Raw genomic sequence first — 11219 nt, 5'->3', positions numbered from 1 at the left:
TTCATGGCGGCACGCCGTCCGGACGGCCGCCGGCGGCTGTTTGTGACCACATCGACACGACCGACGACAAGGACGGTGGCAGGTGACCGGCCCCTCGATCTCTCGGCGCGGACTGCTTCTCGGGGCGGTGGGGCTGGCCGGAATGGCGGCGACCGGTGGCACATGGGCGGCCTTGCCCGCGACGGCCACCGCAGCGGAGGGACGGGTGCTGGCCGGCTCCGATGCGGTGCGCCGTGTTGAGCAGGCCCGCCTCGCCCGAGGCACCGGCCGTCGCGTCCGTGCGTCGGTGACCCCGGCGCCGGTCGAAGTCGACCTGGGTGGACGCGTCGTTCGCACGTGGGCGTATGGCGACCAGGTGCCAGGGCGGCCCCTGCGCTGTACCGCCGGAGACCTGCTCGACGTGGACGTCCACAACAGGCTGCCCGAGCCGACCACCGTGCACTGGCACGGACTTCGGCTCCGGAACGACATGGACGGCGTGCCCCACCTGACGCAACCCGTCATCCCCCCGGGCGAAACGATGCGTTACTCCTTTGTCGCTCCCGATCCGGGGACCTACTGGTTCCATCCGCACGTGGGCATGCAACGCGAACGGGGCCTCTTCGCGCCGCTGATCATCGACGATCCGCGGGAAGCCGGCGACTACGACGTGGAGTTCGTGGTCGTCCTCGACGACTGGATCGACGGCGCCGCGGGGACCCCCGATGAGGTCTTGTCCGAGCTCCGCAATGGAGACATGGAAGCGAGCTACAAGGTTCCCGTCCAGGCGGGACAGATCGAGGACCGGTCAGCGTCTTGGGACTACCACCAGACCGCTGAGATGACCAACACTCCGGCAGGGCAGACCCTGTGCGTCAGGCTGACGTGAGACACCTCGGGTAGTTCTTTCTCCCTCCGCACAGGGCGAGACAGGTTGATCACGATGACGATGACGACGGCAGACCTTTCCGCTGCGCCAGTGACCGACGATGGACAGGTGAGTCCTCGAGCCGAGCGTCCCCGGCGGCGTTCCTTCACCGCCGAGTACAAGCTGCAGATCCTGGCCGAGTACGACGCCACCGAGCCCGGCCAGCGGGGCGCGCTGCTGCGCCGGGAAGGCCTGTACTCCTCGCACCTGGTCGAGTGGCGCCGCGCCCGCGACGCCGGCGCCCTGGCCGGGCTGGAGAGCCGCCCGCGGCCGGCCAAGCGAACGCCGGAGCAGGTCGAGCTCGAGCGGCTGCGGGCCCGCGCGGAGCGGGCCGAGGCCGAGCTGGCCAAGACCAAGGCCGCCCTGGACGTTGTGGGAAAAGCACACGCGCTCTTGGAACTGCTCTCCGAGAGCGCGGACACCGACAAGCCGTCGAAGAAGTGATCGCCCCAGCGGTGGCCGAGCTGGCCGCGCACACCTCGACCACGCAGGCGTGTGCGCTGCTGGGCTGGTCACGCGCAACGCACTACCGCGCCCAGATTCCACCGGCGCCCCGGCAGGACAAGCCGCCGCGGTCGGCACCGCCGAACGCGCTCACCGACGCCGAGCGGGAGCAGGTGCTGGCCACGCTCAACAGCGCCCGGTTCGCCGACAAGTCCGTGGCCCAGTGCTGGGCGACGCTGCTGGACGAGGGCAGCTACCTGTGCTCGATGTCGACCATGCACCGGCTGCTGCGCACGGCCGGGCAGTCCCGGGAGCGGCGCCGGCAGGCCACCCATCCGCCGCGGGCCAAGCCCGAGCTGCTGGCCACCGCGCCAGGGCAGGTGTGGAGCTGGGACATCACCAAGCTGCGCGGACCGCAGCGCGGCGTCTACTACGACCTCTACGTCGTGCTCGACATCTTCTCCCGCTACGTCGTGGGCTGGACCGTCGCCGCCCGCGAGGACGCCGACATCGCCAAGGCCCTGATCGCCGACGCGGTCGCCGTGCACGGCGCTCCGGGCAGCGTGCACGCCGACCGCGGCACCTCAATGACCTCCAAGCCGGTCGCCCAGCTGCTGGTCGACCTCGGCGTGGCCCGCTCCCACTCCCGGCCGCACGTCTCCAACGACAACCCGTTCAGCGAGTCGGCGTTCAAGACGCTGAAGTACGCCCCGGTCTTCCCCGACCGGTTCGGCTGCCTGGCCGACGCCCGCGCGTTCTGCGAGGCGTTCTTCGCCTACTACAACCACGACCACCGCCACTCCGGGCTCGGGCTGCACACCCCGGCCTCGGTGCACCACGGCACCGCCGGTGAGGTCCGCGCCCAGCGGGCCGCGACCCTGGCAGCGGCCTACGCGGCCAACCCCACCCGCTTCGGCCACCGGCGCCCCACCCCGCCACCGCTGCCGACCGCCGCCTGGATCAACCAGCCCAGCAGGGAGGCCCTCATCCAGAACAACTAACGCGATCTTGTCTCAACCGGCTTGACAGGTTCCGAGACGCCAGTGTCCGCAGCGTCGCGCATGGCCGACAGCGTGCGGTACCCGTTCTACCTCCTGAACGGGCACCTGCCCACGGACCCCGAGACGTTCGCCGCCAGGCCGGGTCAACGAGCACGAATCCGGCTGATCAGTGCCGCCGGGACGACCACCTTCCGGGTAGCTCTCGGAGGCCACCGGCTGACCGTCACCCATACCGACGGGTTCCCGGTCGAGCCGATCACGGTCGACAACCTCCACATCGGCGCCGGCGAGCGCTATGACGTGCTCGTCACCCTCGGAGACGGGGCCTTCCCGCTGGTGGCGGTGGCAGAAGGCCATGGGGCCCAGGCGCTCGGAGTGGTCCGCACTGCCAGCGGTGCAGCCCCGTCAGCCGCTGCGGCTCCCCGTGAGCTGAGTGGGCGACTGCTCCGGCTCACCGACCTCCGCGCGGCGCCCACCGTTGACCAGGACGACCTGCCCCCGGACGTGACCCACACCCTCCATCTCACCGGAGACATGTTCAGCTTCGCCTGGCGCATCAATGCCCAGAGCTACGACCACCGGCGCCCCTTCTCCGGCATCACGCCCGCGGCCATCCGGGAGGGCCAGCGGGTCCGACTGGAGCTGGTCAACCAGACTCCGATGTACCACCCGATGCATGTGCACGGCCACAGTTTCACCGTGCGAGGTTCTGGTGACCTCTTCCCGGGAGCAACTGCCGGTGACCTGCGAGATCCGGCGCGGAACCGCCTCCCCTTGTTCGCCGGTGCGGTGAAGGACACGGTGATGGTGGCGCCGGGGGAACGGGTGATCGTCGACTTCACGGCCGACAATCCGGGTCAGTGGCTGACCCACTGCCACAACGCCTACCACATGGGCACCGGCATGGCGACGATCATCTCCTACGTCGCCACGTCCTCGTCCTGAACGGTGTGACCGCCTCCGCGGTCACCACCCCGAGAGGGCCCCACCACACGCCTCGTAGCGCGGTGAGAGTCCGTCCCGCCGGTGGGCGCCCGCGTCAGCGGCGCGCCTGCCCTGTCAGGCGGGCGCCTGATTGCCCCGGTCACCCAGCTGCTGGCGGGCCCGGGCGATCGAGACCTCCTCGCGCGCCTGCCGCAGCTCCTCGTCGACGTCGACGGAGGGGGCTGCCGCAGAGCGGCCCCCACTCGAGGCGCCACAACTACCGCCGCCGCGATTCATCTGCCACATCATCACGCCCATGGACAGGGGGCAGACCAGCGCGATGAGCAGCGGAAGTGCCGCGGTACTGGCGGCCGGGGCCATCAGCCAGAGCGCCACGCCTGCGGCGATCAGACCCCCGATGACCTTCGGGTTCAGGCAGCACCGCATCGACCTGAGCATGTCGTTTCTCCCTGCGCTCGCAGACGTGGTCTTACTACTATCCAGGCTAGTAAAGCCGATCGCCGGACGGCCCCGCAAGCGCATCCGCCGGCTTGTTGCCCCGGCGTGGCGATCAGCGGGTCCCCTGCACCTGTGGCGCGCCCTGGACAGGTGCGGCGCTGCATGCAGCGGCCGGAGGCGCCCCCGGCCGACGGCTTCGCCGCCACAGGATGGCGAGGACGGTGGCGAAGAGCATGGCCACCCCGTAGGTCGCCGCGATCCGTCCGGCGGTCTGCTGGTCCTCGATCGGCATCGGCCCCCAGAGGCGTAGCAGCTGACTCCACCACTCGGCGGCCAGGAGCGGGCCGCTGCGGAGCACCACGAGCGCAACCGCACCGTGGACGGCCGCCCACCCTGCCAGCGCGGCGAGGACGACGGGGGGTCTCGGCGCCGTTGCGGTGTCCGGTCCGGCGGGGCCGAGCAGCGCGCGGAAGAAGAGCGTCCCACTGATCAGGAACAGGGTGAAGAAGACGACGTCGGCGGCCTCGGACCGTAGTAGCCAGCCGTACAGCCCGGAGACGTAGACGGAGTGGTTCACCACCAGGTAGACCGGTAGAGCGACCATCGGGTGCAGAGCTGCCCCCATCACCGGACGACCACGGAGCGCCACCAGCCACTCCCGCGGTCCTCGCAGGTCCTGCCCCGTCGAGGGCCGCAGGGCGGTCATGGCAAGCCGGCCCGGTCGGGCCAGCACCATCAGCAGCGGCGCGGCGAGGGACAGGGTGAAGTGCTGGAGGACGTGCACGCTCGACAGCACCCCGCCATAGCCGGCGAGCCCGCTGCTGGTCACGAGGAGGACCAGCGCCCAGCTCGCGGACCAGGCGAGGGTCCGCAGCCTTGGCCACGGACGTCCTCGGGCGGACATCCGCCGGACGCCGGCGAGATACAACCCGATCGCCGCTGCGGTCAGGACGGGGAACACGAGGCCCGGATGGACGTCCAGCAACGCGGCGGGCGACGGCGGGGCCGGCACGACGACGTCAGCAGCGGCATGGCTTCCGCCGCCCTGGGCCGCGGCGGGGGGCGTCGGGGGCGGTGTGCGGCTGAGGCCGACGGCCACCCCCATGGTGGCTCCGAAGAGCACCACCTCCACGGAGAGCAGCCGGAGGAACGCTGCCGGACGTCCGGCGACGAGGGCAGGCATGGTCCAGCGCCGATGCCACGCCCCGACCACGATCAAGCCCACGAACGCCACCAGCTTGATCATGACCAGCAACCCATAGCTGGAGCCCAGCGCCTGTGCCGGGTCGGACAGCCGGGTCAGCGCGGTGAGTACCCCGCTCCCACCGACGAGCAACGCCAGCGGTCCGGCGAGCCGGCTGAACCGGGAGACGGCGGCACCGGCGGCTCCGACACTGATCGAGCGGCAGACCAGGAGGGCGACCAGTCCTCCCGCCCACAGGACCACGCCCAGGACGTGCAGAGCGACCGCGGTCGGGCCGTAGATCCCGCCGGTGCCGCCGGCGTGCCCGACAAGGGCCGGCGGAAGCGCGGCGAGCAGGGCGACCAGGAGCAGACCGAGCGTCCCGCCCATGGAGAGGATCACCCTGGCGGCCATGGCGAGCACCGCAGCGAGGACAGCCACGACGAGTCGGGCCTGGGCCTGAGGGCTGTCCGCCACGAACTGGACGACCGCCGTCGGCGTGACTCCCGACAATCCTCGTCCGAGGAACTCGGCCAGCAGCGCCGGAACCGCGGCCAGCGACAGCAGGCTCCACACCAGAGCCGACCACCCGGCGGTGCGCACCCACCGGTAACCGGCGGCAGCGAGCAACCGGTCGCCCGGTAGGAGGACCGCCGCACCCAGCAGGCATCCGGCGGTCATGACCGCAGCCAGGTCGTTCAGCAGCTGCACCATGGGCACGAGCCAGGCCGCCCCTGCATCGGACCCGGGCAGCCCGGCGACCGACGACTCCTCTTCGGACCCGGCCGACAAGGTCAGCCAGGTCAACAGCAGCGCCGCGGCGGCCGCCGGAAGGAGGACCGGCCAGCGGCTGCGCATGCGGTCGGCTGCCTGCGCAGTCACGAGAGAGTCAGCCATGTGGTTCTCGCTCAGCCCCGAGGCCCTCGTCGGCGCAGGGCCAGCATGCCGAGACCGGCGACGACGGCCACTGAGACGCCGAGCATCCACCACAGCCCTGCACCGGCCCCGCCGTCGGCCACGGCCACCTCCTCAGCGGCGGCTTGCGTCACCGGCGGCTCCGGGGAGTCCGTCGAACTCGCCACTCCGGTCGGCCCGGCGTCGGAGGATTCGGCCCCGGCGTAGCTGAAGGTGAGCTCCCCGGTCACCGGGTGCCCGTCCTGCGAGACGACTCGGTAGGCAACCAGGTAGGACCCATCGCTGCTGAGGTCCACCGGCTGCCGCACCACGGCATCGGTCTCGGTAGCGGGGCCGGTAGTGACGGAACGCCCGTCGGCGCCGCGGACCACGACCTCGGCCGAGCCAGCCCGGACCGCCTCGGTGAAGGTCAGGGTGATCTGCCGGGGCGGTGTGGTCAGCGTCTGCGCCTCGCTCGGCTCGGAGGTGGCGAGTTCAGCGTGAGCTGACGCGCTGCCGATCCCCAGTCCGAGGACGGTGAGGACGACGGCGGCCAGGGTTGCCAGGCGGAGCAAGAGCGACATGGTCCTGTCTCTTCGGTGCGAACGGGAGCTGTGAAGCGGTGTCAACGGGCCAGGCGCGCCGAGGGCACAGGGCAATGGGAGTGGCTCACGGCTTGGTGCACGTCAGCCGCATGACGATGCCCAGCTTCGAGCGACGCAGATGCTCGATCTCCAGCCCGGCGGCCCGCACCGCCACATCGGGCTCCCGCAGCAGGTGGTCGGCGGCCAGGCGCAGGAAGGCCGGTTCCAGCAAACGCTGAACCCGCCGGATCGCCGGGAGGGGACTGGCGACGTGATCGAGCAGCACCAGGCGGCCGCCCGGCCGCAGCACCCGAGCCATCTCGGCGACTGCGGCTCGGTCGTCGGGGATGCTGCACAAGGTCAGGGTGGCGATCACCGAGTCGAAGCTGGAGTCGGGGAAAGGCAGTCGCTGCGCGTCGCCCAGGCACAGATCTACCGGCCGGGCCAGCTGCGCGGCGCGCGCCTCAGCCCGGGCCAGCATGGCCGGACTCAGCTCGATACCGGTCAGCTCGACGTCCGGAGGGAACAGCGGGAGGTTCCGCCCGGTGCCCACGCCGACCTCGAGGACCCTCCCCCGGACCTGCCGACAGGCCCACGACCGGCCGCCCCGGAACAGCAGCCACTCGGCGACCGTGATCACAGCGTCGTAGTGCGCGGCCTGCCGCTCGTAGACGGCGCGCACGCGCTCGGTCGTGGGCGGCGCCGCCTCCGCTCTTCTGCGTGGTGCCATGGTCACTCCTGAAGAAGTGGAGCCGTCGAGGACTCGGGCAGTGGACCCCGGGCGACTGCGGACTGCGGACGTGCTGATGCCGTTGCGGAACCTGAGGGCTCCGCGAGTGGGAACGTGATGGTGAAGACGGCCCCTCCGTCGGGTGCGTTCGTGGCGCTCACCCCTCCGCCATGCGCGCGGACGAGGGTGGCCACGACCGCCAGCCCGATCCCCGAGCCGTTGGCCCGTGCACCCCGTCCTCGGAAGTACCTGTCGAAGACCTGCGGGAGTTCCGCGTCCGGAATCCCCGGCCCGTCGTCACTTACTTCCAGGTGCACCGCATCACCCTGGGTGCCGGTGGTCACGGTCACCCGGCCGCCCACCGGGACGAACTTCACCGCGTTGCCGAGCAGGTTGGTCACCACCTGGGCCAGCCTGACCCGGTCACCGCAGACCGGCGCTGGGGTCAGTCGTAGGTCCAGCTGGAGACCACGCTCGGCGAAGCGGTGCTGGAAACCCGCAGCGACCGATCGCACCAGTTCGGCCAGATCGAGGGTGACGCGCTCCAGGGAGAAGGAGTTGTGGTCGTCGCGGGTGAGGGTCTCCAGGTCGGCGACGAGGCGCCCGAGCCGCAGGGTCTCCTCGTGCAGGGAGGAGACTAGAGCGGGCGTCAGGTCGAGGACGCCGTCCTGGACGGCTTCGAGCTGGCTGCGCAGGATGGCCAGCGGCGTGCGCAGTTCATGGGCGACGTCCGCGGCGAAGGACTGCCGGAGCGCCTCCTGCCGTTCGGCGGAGGCGGCCAGCTCGTTGAACGCCGTCGCCAGCTCGGCAACTTCATCGCGCCCGCTCACCATGGCCCGCCGGCCACGGTCACCGGCGCGCAGATCATCAGCTGCTGCGGTCAGCTCCGCGAGCGGGCGGGTGACCCGCCGGGCGAACAGCAGGCCCAGGACCGAGGCGATCAGCGCTACGGCGAGTCCGCCCACGAACAGCAGCCGATTCACGGAGCTGCGGAGCTGCCGATCAGCGAGCGGCACACTGCCCTCGGGGAGCGCGACCTGCAGGGTTCCCCGCGGCTGCCCGTCGACGGTGATCGGAACGGTGACCGGGTCGGCCAGTGGTCCCGCCGCCATCATCTCCCGATGCATCTGCGCCATCTCGCTGGTGGTGCTGCCTGCGGTCGGCCAGACCGTCTCCCCCGCCGCATCGACCAGGCGGACCTCGGCACCGGCCATGGACATCGCCGGCCCGAGCTGGTCGAGACGCTCGGGGTCCCAGCCCTCCGCGGACACGTACGAACCGGTGACCGCAGCAGCGATCTGGTCCACCCGAGCCGACCGTTGCTGGTCGAGGTAGGACTCGAACCGGCTGCTGAACGCGAGATTGACCAACAGGGCGGCCAGGAGGGCCGCGACGAGCGCGATCGCCGCGAAGCCCAGGCCCAGTCGCCGGGCCAGGGAACTACTCATCGGCGGGCGCCCCGAACTTGTAGCCGATCCCGGCAACCGTCAGGACGAAGCTCGGACGCCGGGAACGGTCGCCGAGCTTCCGCCGCAGGTTCTTGACGTGCACGTCCACCGTGCGGTCGTACCCATCGAAGCCGTGGCCCTGCAGGCGACTGATCAGTTCGGCGCGCGTCCACGCCCGCCCGGGACGGGACGACAGGATCACGAGCAAGTCGAACTCCGTGCGGGTCAGCTCGATCGACTTCCCGTCGAGAGTCACCTCCCGGCTCTCCTGGTCGATGGCCAGCCGGCCACTGGCGAAGGTCGGAACGCGACCGGGCCGTCCGCCGCCGGCGCGGCGGAGGACGGCCCCGACTCGCGCGACGAGCTCTCGCGGGCTGAAGGGCTTGGTCACGTAGTCATCGGCGCCCAGACGCAGGCCCGCCACGCGATCTCCCTCGCTGGCCCGGGCGGTCAGCATCACCACAGGGACGTCGCTGGACCGGCGCAGCAGGCGGAGAAGCTCTTCTCCCGGGATGTCGGGCAGCCCCAGGTCGAGGACCAGCAGATCGGGGCGGAGGCGTTCGACCAGGCGCAGCGCGTCCAGACCGTTCTGAGCGAGGAGGACGTGGTAGCCCTCGCGCTCTAGGTAGGCACCGACGAGTTCCCGGATCTTTGCCTCGTCGTCGACCACGAGGACGGTTCCGCTGGCTGTCGTAACTTGTTCACCGCCGAAGCCGGACTCCACGACTCAGGCGGCCGCGGACGCGGCCGGCTCCTTCTCGGACGGGCTACGCCTCCCGGTCACCAGGAGACCGACGCCGACCGCGGCAAGAATCAGGGACCAGAGCTGTGGCTGGGTCAGCCCGAACAGGACCTCCTCGTTGAGACGGATCTCCTCGACGAGGAACCGTGCAACTCCACTGAGCACCGCGTACAGGCCGAAGACGTGCAGCGGTGCCCACCGGGTGCGCAGCGCCCACAGAACCCCGCCCAGTGCGAGCGCGAAGAGCGCTTCGTACAGGGCGGCGGGATGCACGGGCACCATGGTGGGCATCATCCCGTTCGGGAAGGCGACCGCCCAGGGGAGATCCGACGGCTGCCCGTACGAGCCATCTCCGGACAAGAAGCACCCGATGCGGCCGACGCCGTACGCGAAGGACAGCGGGGCGGCCGCGATCCCCGCCAGTTGACCGAGCGGGAGCTCGTACCGGCGCGCCATCACCACGACGGTCACGACCCCGGCGATCAGGCCGCCGTACCAGGTGAACCCCGACCCTCCGAACGAGTGCAGTGACAGGCTTCCGGCGTGCTCGGCGAGGTAGTACAGCTTGCCGCCGACGAATCCCATGACGGTCGCCGCGATGATGATCGACCAGGCGCGGTCGGGATTCCATCCCAAGCGTCGGAACTCACGGGCCAGCAGGTACCCCGCCACCAGTGCGGCGGCGGCCTTGCTGACGCCGTAGCTGTTGATCGGGAAACCGAAGACCTCGAACAGGACGGGCCGCACGGGTGTGCCTCTCTGTCAATGATGTGCGACCGAACGCTGGTCAGCTCGGTCGATGCGGTCGGTCTCGATCGCTCGGGACTCATCGGGGTTCCGTTAAGGCGCTCCTGGCCCTCGTAGCGCCAGGAGACACCGGGAGGAACGCGCCCTCCGCCGGAGGTGTCAGGGGGTAGCCGAGTCGCCGGCGTCGTCGGAGGACTCTCCGCCCATGCCGCCGCCCATGCCGCCGCCCATGCCGCCGCCCATGCCGCCGCCCATGCCGCCGCCCATGCCGTCCATGTGACCGTGCATGTCCTCCATGCCCTCCATCGAGGACATGCCCTCCATCATGGTTCGCATGTGGTCCCGCATCTCCTCCTGCATCTGCGGGTCGGACATCATGTCGGACATGGCGGCCATCATGCGGTCGTAGAAGGCCGGATCGTCCATCACCGACTCCATGTGGGAATCCGCTGCCCCGGTTTCCGAAGCGGCGTCGGCGTAGGCGAAGGCGGGAACCCCCACCACGGTGGCACCGGCAATGACACCGGTGGCGACAGCGATGATCGTGCGCTTGCTCAAGAGACTCTTCTCCTCGGTAGGCGACAGGCCGCCGGTGAGCGACCTGACTCCACAGTGCCCACCGGATGTGAAGAATCCGTGTGCCGGATGTGTGGTCGCGATGCGCTCACTGCACGAGGTGGCGGCCCAAGCGTCGACACCAGCGTGCGCGCGTCCTGTGAGTCCACGCTGTACCGGCGCAGCAGTCAGAGAGCCCAGCCGGCCGGCTTGGAGTCGTCCCGGCGCTCGGCGCGCAGCTGGTCGATCTCGGCGCGCAGCTTGATGAGCTCAGCCTGCTTCTCGACGGTCGTCTCGGCAGGGCTCTCCGCGGCCGCAGCGGCGGACGGCCGCTGCATCTTCATCATCATCCACATCATCAGGCCCATCCCCACGGGACAGGCCAGGAGGGCAAGCAGGTAGAGCGACTCGGACATGGTTCCTCCGTTCGGGCGCCCCGGTGGCGCGACGACCCACTATCTCCTAAGAAGGATAGTGGTGTCGACCCCGACTCCTATTCGTCATAGTGGTCGAGCCGACTCCTATGTGTCATAGTGGACTTCGCGGGAGCGGGAACGCGCCGCAGTTCCTTCGTGCGGCCGTCTCCGGTAGCGCCCATCCG

Annotated in this window: 11 protein-coding genes and 1 pseudogene; 3 read left to right on the top strand and 9 right to left on the bottom strand. The window is 70.5% G+C overall.

What is annotated here, in order from left to right; all coding sequences use genetic code 11:
* Positions 1-82: 82 nt before the first annotated feature.
* The 3 genes and pseudogenes from BLASA_RS08480 (at position 83) to BLASA_RS08465 (ending at position 3297) form a co-directional block, all read left to right on the top strand.
* Positions 83-868 (top strand): multicopper oxidase domain-containing protein, encoded by a 786-nt coding sequence (locus BLASA_RS08480; protein WP_014375685.1) that lies wholly within the window; start codon positions 83-85, stop codon positions 866-868.
* Positions 869-928: 60 nt separating this feature from the next.
* A pseudogene (locus BLASA_RS08470) lies at positions 929-2352 on the top strand (IS3 family transposase).
* A 60-nt stretch (positions 2353-2412) separates the two neighbouring features.
* Positions 2413-3297 (top strand): multicopper oxidase family protein, encoded by an 885-nt coding sequence (locus tag BLASA_RS08465; RefSeq protein ID WP_014375682.1) that lies wholly within the window; start codon positions 2413-2415, stop codon positions 3295-3297.
* Positions 3298-3411: 114 nt separating this feature from the next.
* On the opposite strand, the gene BLASA_RS08460 is transcribed toward BLASA_RS08465, so the two are convergent.
* The 9 genes from BLASA_RS08460 to BLASA_RS08420 form a co-directional block, all read right to left on the bottom strand.
* Positions 3412-3735 carry a DUF2933 domain-containing protein gene (locus BLASA_RS08460; protein ID WP_014375681.1) on the bottom strand — a complete coding sequence of 108 codons (324 nt, stop codon included), beginning with the start codon at positions 3733-3735 and terminating at the stop codon, positions 3412-3414.
* A 112-nt stretch (positions 3736-3847) separates the two neighbouring features.
* Positions 3848-5815: a cytochrome c oxidase assembly protein gene (locus BLASA_RS08455; RefSeq protein WP_014375680.1), complete on the bottom strand. Its 1968-nt coding sequence runs from the start codon at positions 5813-5815 to the stop codon at positions 3848-3850.
* A gap of 11 nt (positions 5816-5826) precedes the next feature.
* Positions 5827-6396 carry a copper resistance CopC family protein gene (locus BLASA_RS08450; RefSeq protein WP_014375679.1) on the bottom strand — a complete coding sequence of 190 codons (570 nt, stop codon included), beginning with the start codon at positions 6394-6396 and terminating at the stop codon, positions 5827-5829.
* 85 nt (positions 6397-6481) lie between these two features.
* On the bottom strand, positions 6482-7126 hold the full coding sequence (locus tag BLASA_RS08445; RefSeq protein ID WP_051004918.1) for a class I SAM-dependent methyltransferase: 645 nt from the start codon (positions 7124-7126) through the stop codon (positions 6482-6484).
* A 2-nt stretch (positions 7127-7128) separates the two neighbouring features.
* Entirely contained in the window at positions 7129-8574 is a 1446-nt protein-coding gene (locus BLASA_RS08440; protein ID WP_014375677.1) for a sensor histidine kinase, read from the bottom strand.
* A complete protein-coding gene (locus BLASA_RS08435) occupies positions 8567-9298 on the bottom strand; it encodes a response regulator transcription factor (RefSeq protein ID WP_014375676.1) in 732 nt (243 codons plus the stop codon). The genes BLASA_RS08440 and BLASA_RS08435 overlap by 8 nt, the downstream gene beginning before the upstream one ends.
* A gap of 3 nt (positions 9299-9301) precedes the next feature.
* Positions 9302-10063, bottom strand: coding sequence for a prolipoprotein diacylglyceryl transferase (locus BLASA_RS08430; protein ID WP_014375675.1), 762 nt, complete (start codon positions 10061-10063; stop codon positions 9302-9304).
* Between the two features lie 159 nt (positions 10064-10222).
* Complete coding sequence (locus BLASA_RS25385; RefSeq protein ID WP_014375674.1) at positions 10223-10621, bottom strand: hypothetical protein; 399 nt, start codon at positions 10619-10621, stop codon at positions 10223-10225.
* Between the two features lie 185 nt (positions 10622-10806).
* On the bottom strand, positions 10807-11034 hold the full coding sequence (locus BLASA_RS08420; protein WP_014375673.1) for a hypothetical protein: 228 nt from the start codon (positions 11032-11034) through the stop codon (positions 10807-10809).
* Positions 11035-11219: the final 185 nt, after the last annotated feature.

It is taken from the genome of Blastococcus saxobsidens DD2, from assembly GCF_000284015.1.
GTDB classification, from domain to species: Bacteria; Actinomycetota; Actinomycetes; order Mycobacteriales; family Geodermatophilaceae; genus Blastococcus; species Blastococcus saxobsidens_A.
Note: the sequence above shows the minus strand (reverse complement) of the source record. Positions and strands in the feature narration are given on the sequence as shown.